The following is a 20,414-nucleotide window of genomic DNA, read 5'->3' as shown; positions in this document are numbered from 1 at the left end:
CTACTAATTTTAATATAATAGAAACGGTCATTTTTGCATATTCCATCGTCTTTACAGCACTTACATTTACGAAATCGGTTGCACAATCCACCCTTTATTATAAAGTGTTTACAACCAGTTATACAGCTAAAAAATAATGACTTCCCGATTTTGGTAATGATGTATCAGAAAATTTAGATTTTTTTCTGGTTTTCTATTGAATTGTGCTGAGAAAAAGATATAATAAATTTTGAAAGTGATTGCGCAAACGTTTGCACACTAACCCAGTCCTCTAAGGATCTTACATACGGCTTTTTTGTGCAACTACATGCAAACGCTTTCCTATATTAATAGAGTTAGGGAAAGGAGATTTTTCATGAAGAGAAATCAGAGAACACTACTGTCGCTTGTTACCGTAGTTGGACTAATTCTTCAGTTATTTTCTGGACTTGTGACAAGTCAAACAGCCAAAGCGGCAGAAACAACACCAAAGCAGGTTGTACTTGTTGGCAGTCTGCAGGCAGTTTTAGGAAATTCAGGAGATTGGGATCCATCTTCTGTTAAAACGCAAATGGATTACCAAGGAAATGGTTTGTATAGCCTTACTGGCACACTGCCGTCAGGGACATATGAATACAAAATCGCCATTGGAGGAGGCTGGTCCGAAAATTACGGAGACGGCGGCGCGCCTGGTGGAAACAACATTAAACTAACTCTGACCGAACAAAAAAAAGTCACCTTCTACTACAATGACAATACCCATGCCATTGCTGATAGTACCCGTTACACACTTTTAAATGAGGACAAAAAGCCCCGCTTAGTAGGAACCATTCAACCTGCCATTCACGCAGGGACTGCATGGAGTCCGGCAGACTCAACAGCATTAATGGAGGACACCCATTTTGATAACGTCTATTCCTTTACTGCAAAGGTACCTAGAGGCAGCTACGAATACAAGATTGTATTGGGCAAGGACTGGACGGAATCCTATCCTGGTTCAAATGAGAAGCTGAATGTACTCTCTGATACGACAATCACATTTTTCTATAACAACCAAACAAAAGAAGTTTATTCAGATTATAAACCTATTGGATCTGATGGCATGATAGATAAGGATGCTCTTTATCATGATTCATGGGACCAAGTATACCGGACGCCGTTTGGGGCAGTTCCAGCAGGCAAACCTGTCACCTTCCGAGTATCGGCTAAAAAGGGTGACCTGACCAGAGCCAGCCTGTATGTGAAAAACTATAATACAGGCACAACAAAGGTTCTTTCAATGAAGAATACAGGCTGGTCAGACACAAAAGACAAAGGTGCCATTGAGTTCTGGGAAGCCACCTTTACACCGTCTGACAAAGGAGTTCACGGCTATAAATTCATTGCCGGGGATCAGGATACAACAGTGGAATACGGAGAAGACACACAGGAAGGTCATACCGGTAAAGCGGAGGATAAAAATGCAGGACTCTTCCAATTGACCGTTTTCGACCCGGGCTATCAAACACCGGATTGGATGAAGGAAGCTGTTGTTTATCAAATATATCCGGACCGTTTTTATAACGGCAACAAAGCAAATGACCATGTAAAGGATCAGATTGGAGCCCGAGGCAGCCAGCCAATAGAACATCCCGACTCCTGGTCATCCTTGCCGGATAATCCATATGAACAAGGCACTGGCTCCTACACAGGGGACGGAGAATTTACAAACGACTTCTTTGGCGGTGACATTGCTGGTATTAAGGCGAAGCTTGATTACCTTCAATCACTTGGCGTCAATACCCTATATTTAAACCCAATTGCACTTGCACCGTCCAACCATAAATATGATGCAACAGACTATAAACAGGTGGATCCGATGTTTGGCTCGGAAAAAGAATTCGAGGATTTCGCCAAGGAATTGTCTAAACGGAACATGCACCTGATTTTGGACGGGGTATTTAATCATGTGGCTGATGATTCCATCTATTTTGACCGCTACCACAAATATAAAACAGTGGGTGCCTATGAATACTGGTCTCGTATTTACGATTTAATGAATAACGAAAAATTGTCTGAAACTGCAGCTAAGGATAAGGCCAAACAGCAACTCCTGGCTGAAGGACAAACCTTTAGCCCATACGGCTTTGAAAACTGGTTCCATATTGAAAATGTTAAAGTTCCAAATGAAAAAGTCAACGGTGTTTCGACGGGTGAGCATTATAAGTATGAAGGCTGGTGGGGATACGACAGTCTTCCTGTATTCGAATCCGTTAACGGCACAAAGGTTGACCATCCAAGTGAACTTAACAACACAGCATTGGCAAATTATATTTTTTATGACAAGGACTCAGTAGGAAAAACATGGATTGATCGAGGTTCATCTGGCTGGCGCCTGGATGTAGCTAATGAAGTGGACAGTTCCTTCTGGCAGGAATTCCGCAAGCAAATGAAGTCCAAGACTATGATAGGAGCCGGAAAAACACTTCAAAAAGAAGAAGAGCCACTTATTCTAGGTGAAATATGGGATGATGCATCCAAGTACTTCTTAGGGGATCAATATGACTCAGTCATGAACTATCGTTTCCGCGGAGCCATTTTGGATTACTTAAAGAACGGTAATGCCGCTAATGCACAAAACACCCTTCTCGCTATACAGGAGGACTATCCAAAGGAAGCTTTTTATGCCCTCATGAACCTGATGGGGTCCCATGATACGGCACGGGCAGTATTCCTGCTGGGCAACGGCACTGATACGTATAACAGAGCAGAACAAGATCCGTACTACAATTTCAATGAAGGTGTGAAGCGATTGAAGCTGGCTTCTATCCTGCAAATGGGTTACCCTGGAGCACCAACCATTTATTACGGTGATGAAGCGGGTCAAACAGGATCCAAAGACCCTGATGACCGACGCACATATCCGTGGGGGAACGAAAACAAAGACCTGATTGCACACTATCAAAAGATTGGTCAAATTCGCAAGGAAAATGCTGACCTATTCGCTCATGGCGATCTGCACCACTTATACGCAAAGGGTGATGTGTTAGCCTATGTCCGGACAAAAGAAACAAAATCTGGCCTTGTCATTATTAACAGAGGGAAAACCACACAAACGGTTGATATCGATACAAAAGTGCTGCTCGCGAATGGTCTTCGTTTTGTGGATCAATTGGACCCTAAATATCTGACTACAACGAAGGATGGCAAGCTGTCATTAACAGTTCCAGCAGAGTCCGGAAGAATGTTAATAACGGTTAATGATGTTAAACAACCACAGCCTGTTAAAGAAGTTACCGGCACAGCTGGTTCTAAGGAGGTTACTTTAAGCTGGACAGGAACAGGAACAGGTACAAAATACAATGTCTATCAATCTACAGTTTCAGGTGGATTATGGACAAAAGTGAAGGAAACTACAGGTACATCTGTGAACATTTCCGATTTAAATAATGGTCGTACCTACTATTTTACTGTGACGGCCTTGAATGAAAGTGGTAATGAATCTGTACCTGCTGCCTCATCCGGCCTTGTGCCTCATTACGATGCTGCAAAGGCTAGTATTAAGGACCTGACTACTTTAGACAACGGAGAACTGAATCTGGCACAGTCCTCCAATGTTAAAGCAGCTTTTTACCTGCCAGGTGCGTCAGAAACTGGTGCAGCAGAAGGAATCACGGCCGATCTCCAAGTAAGAATGAAAGGCCAAACCGCTTGGACATCTTACCAAGCCTTGTATAATGGCCAGACTCAGGGAGACCAGGCAAATGAGTTTCAGGGAAGCTTTACAGCGTATGAGGCGGGCACATATGAATACCGAATGGCCTTTACGCCGGATTTAGGGAATACATGGGTTTACTCAATTACTGGTGAAGTGACCTTTTCACACAGCACGTCTGATACTACCCCGCCTGCTAATGATGTTACTTTGGACACTCCGATCAAGGAATCCGGTCAGGTCAACTTGAACTGGAAACTCACGCAGCCGGATCAGCCATTTAAAACAGTCATATACCGTGACGGCCAAATTCTTTCAACATTGGACGGCAGCGCCGCCACCTTCCGTGATTATCAGGTGGCAAATGGAACTGCCTACCAATATCAAGTGCGTGTCTATGACCAGGCTGGAAACCATGTAGAATCCAACAAGGTAAGTGTAACCCCTGAAATTGTTATGGTACAAGTAACCTTAAAGGTTCATGCACCGGATTATACACCTTTAGCAGCGCAGGTCAATATACCAGGCAGCTTGAATGGTTGGAATACTAGTGCCTGGACTATGAGCCGTAATGGCGCTGTCACGCCTGATTGGGAATACACAGTGGAGCTTGAAGAAGGAACTGAGCTTACGTATAAATATACGAGGGATAATACTTGGGATCATGAAGGGTTAGCAGATCATACGCCATCCGATCATTCGGATGACGATATTAGTAACTACGGCTATGGTGCCGCAGGAACCGATATGAAAATTGTGGTCACCAACCAAGGGAACAACAAAATGGTTGTACAGGATACCATTCTGCGCTGGATTGATATGCCGCTGGCAGTCAGCCAAATCGATGTCAATGGATCAACTATGACTATAAAGGGGAATGCAATTAAGGGAGCTGACCTCACTATCAATGGGGAAAAAGTGACAGTCGGAAATGATATGAATTTCACTCAATCCTTTACCGTTCAAGCAGGTCAGACACAAGTACCTGTTCACATTGCACCAAATGATACAACCAAGTCCACCATCTTTAAAGGGGACGGCGGTTCCATCAACAAGAATACAAAGAATTATGTAATCGATGTCATTACAAAAACGATTAGCGAGACCAAATAAGTGGTCATCGAAAAGGTCTGCCGGAATCATGGCAGACCTTTTTTGCCGAAAGTTAAGAAAAGCGACTTGGTATTGACATCAGCTTTCACATCTGTTGTTTCCGCATAACAGCTCGATTATAGAATCTTTGAATATGCATGGAAATATACATTAACTCTGCATCAGGATATTTTACACGGTATTTCCCTTCAACAAATTGGCCAACTTCTTTTGCACAGGAAAATGCTTCTTTAAAATTTTCCTTGATCATCGAAGCCATTTTTTGGTCATAATCATGGTTCGTCTCATTTGATAATAAACTTTTGAGCGAAAATCGCAAATGGGTAATTAATCGTTCATATGACATCGTATCTTCCACAATATTTATATTTAAACAACTTTCAATTATTCTTGTAATTTCTTGAATAGTCGTAGTGGTATCAATCGTTTCCTGCATATCTCCTGCATTCATCCTAGCAGTATGGATATGCAATGCAATATTACCTACTTCGTCTTCAGGAATTTCTACTCCTAACTTTTCTTTGATTAACGCCTTTGCCCAAAGTCCTATTTGAAACTCCTTTACATAAAGAATTTTAATTTGATCAAGTAGCGCATTTTTAATGGAAATGCCATTTGTTAATCGTTCAATGGCAAATGATAAGTGATCACAAAAAGCGACATGGATATGCTCGTTTATCATGACACCCAATTCCTTTTCTGCATAAGTGATGATTTCTTCTGCGATTTTTATATGCTCTTCCGGTAATAATTGTAATATTTCTTCGAATTTTTTATGCTCATTTGAATCCTTTATGACAAAAACTTTATCAATTTTAGCTTGATTCACCAGATCATTCTTTCTTTTCTGGAATCCTATTCCTTCTCCCATCACGATCTTTTCTCCGTCTATGTCTTTCACTACAACCGCACTATTATTTAAGATTTTATTAATTCTCATATCTTTCACCTTCCTCTTTTGCTCTTGCATTACCTGTGATTTTAATCTTGACTACAATATTAGGTTTCTTCCTTCTCCCAAAGAATCAAAGTAGCTATGAATGCGGTAATTACAGAGATACCAAGACCAATAAGGTAATGCATTAAATTTGAAATCCCTAATGGAGCTACAATAGCAATCATTGGAATTCCTGTTAAGCCATAAGAGTTTGCAACTACATGAGTAAGAACCACGTACGCTCCTCCAAAAGCACCTCCTATTGCTGCGCCTATAAATGGTTTGAAAAGTTTTATATTAATCCCAAAAATAACCGGTTCAATAATACCTAAAAATGCTGAAAAAGCTGAAGGGATTGCAATTTTTTTCAGTCTCTCATTCTTGGTTTTAAAAAATACGGCTAACCCCGCTCCTCCTTGAGCCATATTGGCCATAGACCAAATTGGCAATAAAAAGTTAACACCTATCTTTGGATTTGCAAGCAATTCCATTTCAACTGCATGTAAAGTATGATGCAGCCCCGTTACCACAATGAGAGAATATAAGCCGCCAAATAAAAATCCGGCTATTGCACCTCCAGATTGATAGATAAGCTGAAACGTATTTGTCATCATGTCACCGATGAATAATGAGATCGGGCCTATTACTAAAAGTGAGATAGAACCAATACATATGATGACTAAAAATGGGATAAAAAATAGATCTAATGCACTTGGTACAATTTTTCTCAAGCGCAATTCGAGCTTACTCATAAAAAAGACAGAAATTAATATCGGTATTACGGTTCCCTGATACCCTATTAAAGGGATATCAACCCCTAGAAACTCCATATATTCCGGTACTTTATATCCAAGCTTGGAAGGATTTAATAGGGAAGGGTGAGTTAAAATCCCACCTATCACTGCACACAGGATTGGATTGCCTCCAAATTCCTTAGCAGCACAAAAGCCAATTAATATTGGCAAAATTATAAATGCCGCACTTGAAAAGATATCCAACATTTTCATTAATGAACTGTCAGGCGGTGCCCACTGAAACACCTTGATCATTCCTATAAGTCCCATTAGTAAACCACTTGCAACAATAGCTGGAATAATAGGAACAAAAATATTCGACAATGTCCTGGCAAATTGAATAAATGGATTCATTCTCACCTTTGGCGGCTCTGTATTGGAGATGACAGAAACTGGAGTTGGCTTTGTTTCAAGAATTGCCCTGTATACCTTATTGACAATACCGGGACCTAATATAATTTGGAAAAGTCCCATTCGGGAAAAAGTCCCATGTACACCAATCATTTCATCTATTGCAACTTTATTAATCTTACTTTCATCTTGAAGCTCAAAACGTAATCGAGTCGTGCAATGGGTCATATTAATAATATTTTCTTTGCCGCCTAATAACGGTATTAAACTTTGAGCCATAGCTATAGGTTCTTTCCGTTCGTCTTGTATGTTCATCTTCCACCTTGAATTCATGAATTGTCTGTTTCACATCATGTTGTATATTGATTTTAGGTAAATAATGACAAATGCTTTAATAATGCACAGTGGCGCTCAGTAGAAAACTGAACGCCACAACTGTGTCTTATTTAAAAACCCCTTGCTGCTTTTCATGAAGAATCTTTGTTTCATCCCGTGTGATAGATATTTTTAAGGAAGGCGCCAGCATTCCACCGAAATGCTCCATTTGATACTCCGGTGATTGCTCGCCAACTTCATACATATCTTTACCGTCTACATTAACATAATTCACAAAACTCGTGACAGTGCCATTCGTCATAACCATCCAGGAATATGCTTGATACGGATTATCCGTAGGATTTGCAATGACAAGCCCACTATCATTTAACGGTTGATAGCCTCCAAAAAGAGAGTCTGAAGTAAATCCATATAATCCTTCCGGTGCGTCAAGACCGGATGCGAATTTCTCCGTGTGTGTTTTTGCAAAAAGATAGTAGCTGTTTCCTTTTACGATGACACTAGGCCGCTCCAGTTCGTCATTCACATAATTTGCTTCTAATAGAGGCGGCAGCAATTCAAATTTGGATAAATCTTTATTGGTTGCTTTGGCAATACCAATGCTGCCATTAAAAGCTTTTGAACTTTCAGGGGTTACATGGTTCAGGCGAAATTCTTCCGAACCAATATATCCATTTTTATAGGGACGGTCTTCAAGCTTTCCTGCAGTGTTTGCTTCAAATAAAAGATATTCTTCGCCAGTTTTTGGATCCTGGAAAAAATACGGATCGCGGAACGCATAAGAAGATTCTTCCTGCCCTATTTGTTCCTTTGATTGATAGTATTTACCATCTGCCTCAAGAATTATTTCATGTTTGGACCAATTCTTAAAGGTCACACTAGTGTTTGTTGTACGAACATCAGCCGTTGCAGTTGCCAGCCGCTGATCATAGCTTAGTTGAGCTTCATTTTTTTGCCCCGTTGCTGTGTAAAAGATTTGCAATTTCCCATCCTTATTCACAATGGAACAGCCGGCCCATTGTCTGGACCCCAATGCTTCTCCATCTTTAAAAACCGGCCCCCCTGACTCCCAGCTCTTTCCATCCTTGGAATAAAAATAATGAATTTCAGCTGTATCATGGCGTTTTCCAGGAAGTACATCCTTCGGAACCGATAAAGCGAAAATGATTTTAAAGCCGTTAACCACTGCGGGGTGACCATTCATATCCTGCAGGGGCCATGCATCCCAAATATAAGAATCTGACGAAATTTCAACAAGCTCATCTTTATTAAACTTTGGTGCTGTATTTTGATCATTTATTGTTAGGTTACTGACATTTTCTCTGGTCCAGTTGAATGTATCTGCATTTTCTTGGGCAGAAACGCTTGGGCTGACAATTGGTGTGAATATAGTAAACAAACCGATAATCACTGCTATAATAGATTGGCTTTTTTTAACTTTATTCCATTTCATTCTTAAATCATTTCCTTATTGTTTAATCCAGCCAGGGCTTAATTCTTTTGCTATTTTTGTCGTGTCGCCTTTGATTGATAGCTGTATCGTAGGAGCCAACGTGCCTCCAAAATGGCTAAATTGGAATTCTGGTGATTGGTTTCCAACATCACCAATTGACATGTCGCCTAAATCGCCAAAATGAGCAAACCCGACGACGTTCAAATTAGGAAGGACAAGCCATGAATACGCTTGGTATGGGTTTCCTGGAGGATTGGCTAAAACCAAACCACTCTTATTCAGCGGCTGATAACCACCAATCAAGGTATCGGAAACAAATCCATACATCCCTTCAGGTCCTTGCAGCCCTTCAGCATATTTATTGATATGGCTGTCAGTAAAGAGATAATATTTTTTATCTTTTACTACAATATGCGGGCGTTCCAATTCTTCGTTGACATAATTTGCTTCCAAAAGAGGAGGCAGCATTTTTAGATTGGAAGGATCACCATCCACTACCTCTGCGATACCAATATTCGCATTGGCATGAACAGCTCCAGCAGGTACCGGGTTATTGCTGGTATACTCGGAACTTCCGGCATATTCTTGTTTAAATGTGCGCTCCCCTACAGTACCGCCTGAATTTCCTTCAAATAAAATATATTCCTTATCCGTTTTTGGGTCTTTAAACCACATCGGATCACGGAAAGCATATCCGCCGCCTTCGCCTTGCTGAGCTTGTTCCTTCGTCTGATAATATTTACCGTCCGGCTCTAAAATGATCTTGTGTTTGCCCCAATTTTCAAAATGAACTCCATTACTATCAGCAATAATATCACCGGATGCCTCAGCAATACGCTGCTCAAATGTCAATCGCTCTTCCCCTCTATGGCCAGTTGCCGTATAGAAGGCATGAATTTCCCCATTATCGACCATGGCAGATCCAGCCCATTCACGGGAACCTAATGAAGCTCCTTCTGGGAAAAGTGTCCCGCCAAGAGTCCAATCCTTACCATTTTTCGAGTAAAAATAGCGGATTGTTGCAATGTCATGTACTTTTCCAGGCAGCACATCATTTGGAGCAGATAAGGCAAACATCACTTTCCAGCCTTTTACGGAAGCGATATTTCCATCACGATCCAACAGGGGCCATGTGTCCCAAATATGGTAATCAGGTGATAATTTCTCTAGCTTACTTATATTTGTATAAGGTAAGGTATTATCTTGATTAAGTTCGATTTTCGACACCTGTTCCCGTGTCCAATTTGTCGTTAGCCCTGTTTCTTCTGCTTTTACAGAAAGTCCTGAAAAAGTTGAGACAACAACACTTGCCGCTAAAACGATCGCAGAAACTGCTTTCCTATTCATAACGGTCATCCTTCTTTCTCCTTTTCGAGTTATCATTATCGATTTGCCCCGAATGGTTTAATTTCGCCCGCTTTACCTTCTTTTACAACTTCAGATGTTTCTCCATTCAGCTTCACTTTTAGAGTTGGGGCGAATGTACCACCAAATTTCACATTGCTGTTCTCATCTTTCGGCTCGTTAATAAAGCTGATTACCTGCTGGTCTGGAAGAACCATCCAAGAATAGGCTTGATAAGGGTTTTCCTTCGGATTCGCAATAACAAGACCACTTTCGTTCATTGGTTTATAGCCGCCGAACAGCCCTTTGCCAACAAAACCATAAACACCATCAGGACCAGTCAGGCCAGGAGCATAAGTAAAGGTATGGCTAATGGTAAATAGATAATAATCATCTCCATTTACTACCACGTGCGGACGTTCCATCTGGTGATTGGTTCCAACCGACTCAAGCAATGGCGGAAGAAGCTTCAATTTGGTTACGTCCTTATCAAGTACTTCGGCAATCCCGATATTACCGTTATACAATTCGGCTCCGCCAGGAACGGAATGGGTTTTGCGGTATTCTTCATCACCGATATTTTCCGGTTTGATAAAGTCTCTATCGCTTCCAGCTTGTCCTTCGAAGATAATATAGTCTTTGCCTGTATTCGGATCCTGGAAGAAGAATGGATCACGGAATGCCGTAATGATGGGACTATTCGCTTGTGCAAGTGTCTCATAATATTTTCCATCTGCTTCAAGAATGACTTGGTGTTTCCCTTCATTCGTCAGATGAACTCCGTCTTTATCCGATTGAATATCAAAGGTTGTTTTGGCAATACGCTGTACGGCTCTTTTATCCCATCCATTGTTATCCCAATTTGTTTTTTCACCGGTTGCCGTATAGAATAAATGCACTTTTCCATTGTCATCCAGCATTGCTGTACCGGCCCATTGCATATGACCCAGGGCTTTATTATAGTCATAAGGGATTCCTGCGTACGTCCAATCTTTGCCATTTTTGGAGTAGAACATGCCAATTCTTGCTTCTGTATGGCGCTCACCCCATCCTAAAGAGCGCGGTGCTACCAATGCAAAAGCCACTCGGTAGCCATTGACAATCGCCATTGAACCATCTCTATTTTGTAATGGCCATGTATCCCATACCCATTGATCAGGTGCTACAAGATCAAAATTAAGATCAATTTTCGGTGCTGTTGTTTTGTCTGTTGGCATTACTTTTTCTGCTTGCTGACGTGACCAGATGGATGTGTAATCTGTACTAATTTCCGCTGCGAATGCAGTTGATACTGACAGGCAATTGGCAGCAACAACGGCAGTCAAAACCAGCTTTTTCAATTTCGATTTGTTACGAGTTTTCATTTCCATTTCCCCTAAATCCTCCATTTTTCGCGGGAACATTGTGTCTGTTAAGAATTTTTAGTCTATTCAAACTAGTTAAAATCCTTTTTTAGAGAACAAAAAAAGACCTAAAATGTACAAGGGTACGTCTACCAAAAAGGTACACTTCGCCCTTCATACACTTTAGGTCTTGCCTGCTTTACCAGTCACAATCCCGCATAATTTTGTTTACAGGGAACATTATATTCTGTTCGACAATTTCCTACAATAGGATAATATACTCTTAATTCTATTAGGATTTACTAGTTATATTTTCATATAACCAATACAAAACTCATTAGATAGAGTTAAACCCGTAAGGCTAATCTTTCTCTCCTTCAATGGCTGTAGCCATACTCCATACCCTCATCAAACGTATAAATGGTTCTCCATCCACTCCAAATACTTCGAGGCCTTTCGATTGATCCAATATTGGAAATACACGGGACGAAATACTTATTTCATTATTGACGTATGCTTCCACTATTGATTTATCAACAAATAGGCGTACCCTTAAAATATGGTCTTCAAGGTTTAGCTCACCACCTTGAATTCCCTTTTCAATTTCAGGATTTATACTTGAATGCCGGCGATCAATATGAATGCTTTTCCTTTCATTATCATAAAAAATAATCGTTTCTTCCTGTCCATTTGGGGATTTTAATAGTTTTAATCCTGTAGCTTTTACATTTGAAACATCGAATTCCAACTCGATTTCGAATTGATCGCTTTTGATTTTTTGAAGCTGTTTATTTACTTCATCCATTGTAACATTTTGGGCGGATGCCAGTTCTTCTCTTCGAAGTGACTGCACCTCTTCAATCGGACGAATTCCAAGAGTTTGCTTATCATTTAAATAGATTTCGAGCGGCAGCCCAGCCCCGTGTGCCCATCCTGATTGATATTTTTCCCTTTCCGAACGCCTGTCTTGCAAAATACTTGTCACGATGGTACGGCCTTTCCCATCTGTAAAACCTTGTGCTCCTGTAAAATGTTCACCATAATCAAACAGTTTAGGCTCCTCATGTTCAGGGATAAACTCCAACCGATCTGGGTCCCAAGTCCCGATCCAATAAAATGTAAAACGAGCTGCATCCGGACTAGGGGACATAAAATAAGGACTGATCATGAATACATATTTTTGTTCACCAGTCTCCTTGTTTTTAATCGGAACTAAAAATGGCAGTTCCCATACATCTCCTGTACGCGGATATTTCACTTTATCACCTATCATCAATGGTTTTTCATACTTCCAGTGTTCAAGATCTTCTGAAGTATAAAGTAAAGCTGTTCCACCTGCCTCTTTTATACCTGATCCAACAAGCTGGTACCATTTGTCTTCATCTTTCCATACGTATGGATCACGAAATTGTCCAAACAATACCTTTCCTTTTGGTGTTTCCATATTTTCCTCTTGTACTGTTACAGGATCAGGATTCATGATCCAATGTTTTAAGTTTACATCATTTTCCTCCTCTGGCCGTGCCATACCAGTCATTTGGTTCGGATTCATTTCATCGTGTCCTGCTGTGTAAAATAGAACGGGTGCCCCCTTATCGTCATATGTTGCACTTCCGGACCAAACTCCATCCCTGGCTGCTGTTCCCTCTGTCGGGCTTAAAGCAACGGGACTATCTTCCCAATGAATCATGTCTTTACTTGTAGCATGTCCCCAATGAATCTGATGCCAAAAAGGACCAGCTGGATTAAACTGATAAAATAAATGGTATTTTCCGTCATAGTAAATGGGTGCATGTGGTTCATTCATCCAATGCTGTGGTGCAGTAAAATGATAATTAGGACGATAGCGGTCTCCTTTATAAACCGTTCGATCAAATAAAGTATCTGGTATAGGCAGTTTATTGTTCCAGCTGTTAATGGCTTCTTCATAGTGATGTTTAATATATTCATTACTAAATGCCTTACTATATAGGGAAACATTGTCCATTAATCCATTAAACATATTTACCTGGAACACATCAGACACAGCGACTGCCTGATTATGTTTTCCAACAAGTAACGGAATATGAGTTGCTGGTGTTAACTCACTATTAGGAGGCACTGCTTTTTCTTGAACGAGTACTCCGTTTAAATAGAGTGAGATTTTATTTGTTTCTTTATCAAATTGTGCAACAACGTAAGACCATTGATCCTTCGGCAAAATTTTACCCTCTGGCGACCAAATTTCCTGCCATTCACCGTTTAAGGCCAGCTGAAACGTGATATAACCATGCCGTCCCATTCCGAGCATAAACCCTTGTTTATTTCCTTTATCATGTTGATTGATAATAACAGAGGGCTGTCCATTGTCTCCCCATTCATAGGCTCTTGGGGCAACCCATGCTTCAATCGAAAAAGATCCAGCTGGGTTATGAACCTTTTCCGAAGCAATGTCCAGCAAATTGGAATATCCATCAAATAATAATGCTTTACCACTAATGCCGTTTTTCCATTCCGGATCTGATTTTAATGCATAATGAATAACAGACGACAAGGATTGAGCATGATCACGAGTGACGTTTCCAGCCCCTTCATCAAATCCCCACTGATGAAGGGCATCGTTGCTAAGCACCAGGTCTAATGGCGGATCCTTCTCTTGATTGATATTGGTTAGGTCTAATCTGTTTTTCATCTGTTTTTTGATCAAAACTCCTGTAATCGTCAGGAAGCATAATGCCAAAACAAGCAGCCTTATCCATATAATCCTCTTCTTTTTCATCTTAAAAACTCCTTATCTAGTACAGTGAATTCAACCTTAATAACAAAAAAAACCTAAAATGGGTAAGGACATATACACAAGGTATATTCTGTCCTTCACTCATTTTAGGTCTTGCCTGCTAACCAGTCGCAATCCTGCAATATTGAATTTCACATGATTATTCTAGGTTATTTGATCCTATCTATCAAGGTACGATTTTACCTTTTTATGGCCACAGGTACATTTACATCATCAATATTAATATGTCCCCATCCGCCAGTTTCATAGTCTACAACTTTGATGTATAACTCTTCTCCTATATAATCCGAAGCATCCCAGTTAACTCTTCGATAGGCTTCCCAGTTACCACCCGTTTCCTTCATTAACTCTTTGCCGTCTGAAGCTCGTACCAGTGCTAGATAAAGTCTGTCGATATTAGCTCCTCCGCCAATAAGGAAATCGATTTTTCCGTTTCCGCCCAACACAAAGTTCTCAGTCTTTAAGACTCCTGTCAATGAATCCCCGCCTTTTTCTCCATTATAACCCCATAAATGGTATTGTTCCGGGTCGATTCGGTCTGAGGCTTGGTTAAACGGTCCGCCCCATCCCCAATCGTTTGCCTTGGAAACGTGTTCATTACTAAAAGCTTTCCCTTCTACAACAGTCCATCCGGTTAAATCGCCGGTTTGGAAATCATGGTTTGGCAATTCTGTACTTTCTGGAATAGGATCTCCACCGCCATTCGATTCAGGCCAATAGGCAGGAACCGTTTCCCCGTATGCGGAACCCATTTCCCATACCTTCATCGATATCACTTTCGCATTTCCGCCACTACTCCATAACTCCAGGCCCAGAGCATCGGAAAGGGTTGGATATACACGTGATGTGATGCTTTTTTCACCATTTGCATAAGCCTCAATCATGGACCGGTCCAGATAAATATGAAGCTTGAGATTTTCTTTACCAATCTTAAGCTTTCCTCCCTGTATCCCTTTTTGGATATCCGGATCGAGACTGGATTTGTTTCGATCAATGTTTAGTGATTGTTTTTCAACATCAAAGAATAGTAATGTTTCTTCCTCGCCATTTGCTGACTTTCTAGCTTTTAGACCTACTTGTTTTGCTGAGGTTGGATTAATCTCGAGTTGAATTTCCAACAGATCACCCTTAACAGTTTTTAATAATTCATTGGCTTTATCTGTTTTCATATTCTTAATCGAAACAAGTTCCTTCTTCCTTAAGGAATCTAATTCGGAAATTGGTTTAATCCCTAATCCACCTTCTGAAGTTAATGAAAGCTCAAGCGGCAGCCCTGCATTATGAGCCCAGCCAGCATCGTAATGCTGCTTCTCCGTCCGGCGGTCCTGTGTAATACTAAAGAGAATCGAACGTCCCTTTCCATCAACCATTCCGCTTGGTCCTGTAAAGTGTTCACCATAATCAAATTGTTTCGGTTCCTCGTGGTCAGGAACAAACTCTAATTTTTCTTTATCCCATGTTCCAATCCAATACCAAACATATTTGACATTGTGTGGACTGTACCCATCAAACCAAGGGTTGAAAAAGAAGACATATTTTTCAACACCTTTTGCATCTTTACCTAATGGCAAGAACACTGGCAACTCCCAAACTTGGCCAGTTTTCGGGTTTTGCTTATAATTGCCGACAATCAGTGGCTTTTTGTATTCCCAATCTTTCAGGTTCTTGGAGGTATAAAGAAGTGCCGTTCCCCCTGCACCTTTAATACCTGAACCAACGAGCTGGTACCATGTATCTCCATCTTTCCAAACATATGGATCACGGAATTGCCCGTACCATACCTCCCCTTCTTTTGCCGGGAGGTTGGGCTCTTGAATCGTAACTGGTTTCTCATACATGGACCATTCTTTCAAATCGGGGTCTTCAGGATCTTTACTAGTTGCAAGACCTGTCATTTGATTTGGAACCTTTTTATCATCACCTGCTGTAAAAAATAACACCGGATTACCATTACCATCAACAGTTGATCCGCCTGACCAAACACCATCCGGCGCAACGGAGTTCCCATCAGGTGCAAGTGCTATCGGTTCATCCTTCCAATGAACCATATCCTCACTTACAGAATGCCCCCAATGAATTTGATGCCAATATGGGCCCTGGGGATTATTTTGATAGAATAAATGATATTTCCCATTATAGAAGAACGGCGCATGAGGCTCGTTCATCCAATGCTCTGGTGCGATAAAATGATATTGCGGGCGGTACCGATCGCCATCATACCGGCTGCGGTCAGGTGCTAAATCAGGTATTGGAAGTTTATGACTCTCAAAACTATTTAAATAGGACTCATAATTCTCTTTAATTTTTTCTCCTGACAGAGATAGGTTATGCATTTTTAATTCGTCAATCATTCCATTAAACATATTGGCAGTGAAAGCTCCGTTAACCAGAGCAGCGCTATTATGTTTTCCGATTAATAAATCATTTGAAGATGGTGTGATGGTTCCTTTCGGTGTGACCGTCTCCCCGACCAATTCACCATTTAAATAAAGCTTCATTTTTTGTTCAGCCTTATCAAAGGTGGCAACAATATACGACCATTTATTTTTTTCAAGAGGCTTGTTTTCGGCAGCCCAAACATCCTTCCACTCACCGTTAATACTTGCCTGAAACGACCATTTCCCGTGCCGTCCCAAGCCAAGGATATAACCTTCGCTTGCCGTTTTATTGTGTTGATTGACGATCGCTGATAATTGGCCGAGATCGCCCCATTCGTAAGATCTTGGAGCAACCCATGCTTCAATTGTAAGAGCATCTGTTGGCTTAATAGTTTGATTAGATGGCCTAGTAATCGTTGTAGAATATCCATCGAACAGTAAAGCTTTGTTACGAATCCCATCTCTCCATAAAGGATCGGTCGATGGCTTGTATAAAGCTTTCGTAAACACATAGGAAATAGGGTCTGCCATTCCTCTAACAAAGTCTTTTGTTTTGGTTCCACTGCCTTCATCCAATGGCCAGTTTGCTATGATGCCGGTATTTTTCACATGAAAGTCATCTACGTTAATATGGCCCCATCCACCTGTCGCATGGTCCACCACTTTGATGTAGACTTTTTCCCCCAGGTAATTGGCTGCGTCCCACTTGACCCGAGTATAAGCTTCGCTGTCCTTCCAATTGGTATTCGTCGCTTTGAGAAGTTCTTTATCATCGGAGGCTCTAACTAAGGCCACATATAATTTGTCTATGTCATTACCGCCGCCGATTAGGAAATTAATTTCACCAGTACCTGCCAGCGTAAAGTTTGATGATTTTAAAATTCCAGTTTGTCCGTCTTCACCATCTTTAGCTCCCCATAGATGGTATTGGTTATGGTGATTAAACGGTCCGCCCCAACCCCAATCCTTATCAGCTGTAACATCCTGATTGCTGAAGGCATCGCCTTCCACAATTGTCCATCCTGTTAAATCACCAGTCTCAAAATCTGGATTTTGGATAACATCGGTATTCACCGGGTCATTATTAAAAACATGAAAATCATCGACATTGATGTGCCCGAATCCGCCAGAATGATAGTCAACTACTTTGATATACATTGCTTCCCCGATATATTCCGATGCATCCCAACTGACTCTTCGGTAGGCTTCTGTGTTGGATCCCGTTGCTTTAAAAAGCTCTTTTCCATCCGAAGCACGAACCAAGGCAACATATAGTTTCGTAATATCCTGGCCCCCGCCAACAAGGAAATCAATCTTTCCATTCCCGCCCAGTTTGAATGCAGTTGATTTCATTACACCCGTACGGAAATCAGAGTTTGCATCATTCGCTGCGCCGGCAAATCCCCAAACATGGTAGGTTCCTTGCTGCTGAAAAGGACCACCCCAAAAACTAGTAACATTCGATACTGTACGATCAAATGCTGAGCCTGCCTCTGTCCATCCTGATAGATTGCCAGTCTCAAAATCTGGATTTTCAATCTCATTTGGCAGACTGACTCCATCAACGGCCACTTGATCTATTTTTGAAACAAAGGTTGCGCTGTCCAAATCATATACCTTTAATGATTTTAGGGATACTTCTCCACCGGTTGTGTAAAGTGCAAGAGATTGATTTTTAGGATTAGGGAAGAATTGATCCGTCATCACAACACGGCCGTCTTGACCAAATACTTCAACAGATGCCTTGTCAACAATCAGATGGAGTTTAACGGTTTGATTACTGGCATTTAACGGTGCTTCATGTTTTGCAGCAAAATTGCCATTGAAACTTGATTCACCAGCATTGGAACGGTCAACAAACAATTTTTTATTGCCAATATCGTAACCAATCTTTGTTTCCCCGCTATCGCCCTTTCGAACTTTAAAACCAAACTCCGTTGCCGTCGCCGAATTCAAATCAAATTCAGCCATAATCTCAAAGGTATCTCCTGATACGTTCGAAAGCAGATTTTCTGCTGGAGTTAGCACTTTACTTTCAAAAACTTGCGGATTGCCCCTAAGGCTTTCGAACTCACCTGCAGGTTTTTGGATAAGACGAATCCCTTCCCCATCAACCGTTGATAAGGCAAGTTCACGCGGAATAGACATCGTTCCACTGAATGAGGATGTTGGAATGTCCTGTCCATATTTCCAATTATTCATCCACCCCAGCCATAAGCGGCGTCCATCAGGCACATTACTCCATGTAACAGCTGCATAGAAATCAGCCCCATAATCGGCCCAGAGAACTTTACTCGGATCATTGGCATTGGTAAAATTTTTCCCATCAAAATCACCGATAAAATATTGCATCCCCGAACCGCCGGCAGGGGCACCTTCACTGATACTGACAGCTAATACCCACTTTTTCTTAGTTGGATCCCCATCAACCGGAAGGGCAAATAAATCCGGGCATTCCCATGTTCCCGCATGGGAGCCGTCATTGTTGCCAAATTCACTTACTTTCGTCCAACTTTTTAAATCTGGCGAGTTATAAAAATAAACGCGATCACCAGCTGAAATGACCATAATCCACTTGTTTGTTTCCTCATGCCAGAATACCTTTGGGTCCCGGAATACGTCAATCCCCTCTGGCATTGGAATAATCGGATTGCCTTCATACTTCGTCCAATTCCGGCCCTTATCGTTACTGTAAGCCAAACTTTGAACTTGGTGACCGCCTTTTTCTTGAGTAAATACAGCCACCATCGGCGGTTTAGAATCGCTTCCAAATCCAGTCGTATTGTTCCAATCCACAACTGCACTCCCTGACCAGATAAAACCTGTTTCATCTGGATAAAGACTGATCGGCAGGTATTCCCAATTGACCAAGTCTTTACTTACCGCATGTCCCCAATACATCGGTCCCCACTTAGGATCAGCAGGATTATGCTGATAAAACAGATGATACTCCCCATCGTAATAAACCATGCCGTTGGGATCATTCATCCAGTTTTTTTCCGGAGAAAAATGAAATTTGGACCGATATGGTTCATTTTCGCCATCAACAGACGAAATCGATGTTTCACGTGTTTCGGCTTTACTAGAAACAGTGGGCATAAACATTGAAATGATTAAAGAAAAAATGACCACTACCGATATTCCTTGATTTTTTAATCTTTGCTTCAACCCTGTTCCCCTCCAACATTTATTTATCACTACTATCCAAGCAAATAGAAGGCGCTTACAAATCAACTTATAAGAATGGGTGCTAATATGTATTGTTTAAGTGCACCCTAGAATAATTTTTAATCTTCAGTTTGTTCCCTTCATGTTTAGCAACTGGTTAAACCATAATTGACATAAGTAATAAACTGCATATGCTGCGAGACTGCCAATGATGAAAATCGTAGCTGGATAAAAATAGAAAATAGCAGTACCCGCCCCAACAATTATCAATAAAAGAATCGTTAAGACCGGGTTCATAAGGGAAAAGAGAAAAGCATTTCGAATCACGTGCTTCCAGCTTAGTTCGAAATGTACCATAATCGGAAAAAGATAAATGGAGATTGAACTAAATAACAAAATGCCAATAATTAAGACGATATAAAGAAGAAGCTGAACAACAGAATCTCCTGGCTGGATAAGCCGATAATCCAAAAATAAAAAGAGGGCAAGCACACTCCAAAATATCGATAGGATAAAGCTTTGTTTAAAATTCTCCTTGAAAATTTTAAAAAAGCTCTTCACGATACCCTCCGTTTCCTTTTGCAATATTCGTTTACGGACAACACCAAACATGGCAACTGTTGCCGGAAAAAAGGTAATGAGGGGGAGCATCGTCATGACCCATAGTAAATTTAATAGAAATAAATCTACGATTGTATTCAATGTCGTATATAATCTGTTGTTTAAAGCGTTCATCCTGTCATTCCCC

Annotated in this window: 9 protein-coding genes; 1 reads left to right on the top strand and 8 read right to left on the bottom strand. The window is 41.0% G+C overall.

Features of this window, described 5'->3' with window-relative positions; genetic code table 11:
• Positions 1-355: 355 nt before the first annotated feature.
• Positions 356-4,786: a pullulanase X25 domain-containing protein gene (locus tag J7E67_RS08010; protein WP_214731331.1), complete on the top strand. Its 4,431-nt coding sequence runs from the start codon at positions 356-358 to the stop codon at positions 4,784-4,786.
• An 85-nt stretch (positions 4,787-4,871) separates the two neighbouring features.
• Here J7E67_RS08010 and J7E67_RS08005 read toward each other — a convergent pair whose 3' ends face one another.
• From J7E67_RS08005 to J7E67_RS07970, 8 genes are all read right to left on the bottom strand, one after another.
• Positions 4,872-5,726: a PRD domain-containing protein gene (locus J7E67_RS08005; RefSeq protein ID WP_214715158.1), complete on the bottom strand. Its 855-nt coding sequence runs from the start codon at positions 5,724-5,726 to the stop codon at positions 4,872-4,874.
• A gap of 59 nt (positions 5,727-5,785) precedes the next feature.
• Positions 5,786-7,183 (bottom strand): sucrose-specific PTS transporter subunit IIBC, encoded by a 1,398-nt coding sequence (locus J7E67_RS08000; protein ID WP_285291919.1) that lies wholly within the window; start codon positions 7,181-7,183, stop codon positions 5,786-5,788.
• 127 nt (positions 7,184-7,310) lie between these two features.
• Entirely contained in the window at positions 7,311-8,657 is a 1,347-nt protein-coding gene (locus tag J7E67_RS07995; protein WP_214715156.1) for a glycoside hydrolase family 68 protein, read from the bottom strand.
• A 15-nt stretch (positions 8,658-8,672) separates the two neighbouring features.
• Complete coding sequence (locus tag J7E67_RS07990; protein WP_251026627.1) at positions 8,673-10,040, bottom strand: glycoside hydrolase family 68 protein; 1,368 nt, start codon at positions 10,038-10,040, stop codon at positions 8,673-8,675.
• On the bottom strand, positions 10,040-11,365 hold the full coding sequence (locus J7E67_RS07985; RefSeq protein WP_214731329.1) for a glycoside hydrolase family 68 protein: 1,326 nt from the start codon (positions 11,363-11,365) through the stop codon (positions 10,040-10,042). The genes J7E67_RS07990 and J7E67_RS07985 overlap by 1 nt, the downstream gene beginning before the upstream one ends.
• Before the next feature lie 340 nt (positions 11,366-11,705).
• A complete protein-coding gene (locus J7E67_RS07980) occupies positions 11,706-14,102 on the bottom strand; it encodes a glycoside hydrolase family 32 protein (protein WP_214715150.1) in 2,397 nt (798 codons plus the stop codon).
• Between the two features lie 197 nt (positions 14,103-14,299).
• Positions 14,300-19,666, bottom strand: coding sequence for a GH32 C-terminal domain-containing protein (locus tag J7E67_RS07975; RefSeq protein ID WP_214731327.1), 5,367 nt, complete (start codon positions 19,664-19,666; stop codon positions 14,300-14,302).
• Positions 19,667-19,792: 126 nt separating this feature from the next.
• The gene (locus tag J7E67_RS07970) at positions 19,793-20,401 is read right to left on the bottom strand and encodes a YesL family protein (RefSeq protein WP_214715147.1); all 609 of its coding nucleotides are present in this window, start codon (positions 20,399-20,401) and stop codon (positions 19,793-19,795) included.
• Positions 20,402-20,414 lie beyond the last annotated feature (13 nt).

The sequence above is a fragment of the Bacillus sp. ISL-46 genome (assembly GCF_018613205.1).
The sequence above is the reverse complement of the archived record's forward strand: the minus strand, read 5'-3'. Positions and strand labels throughout refer to the sequence as shown.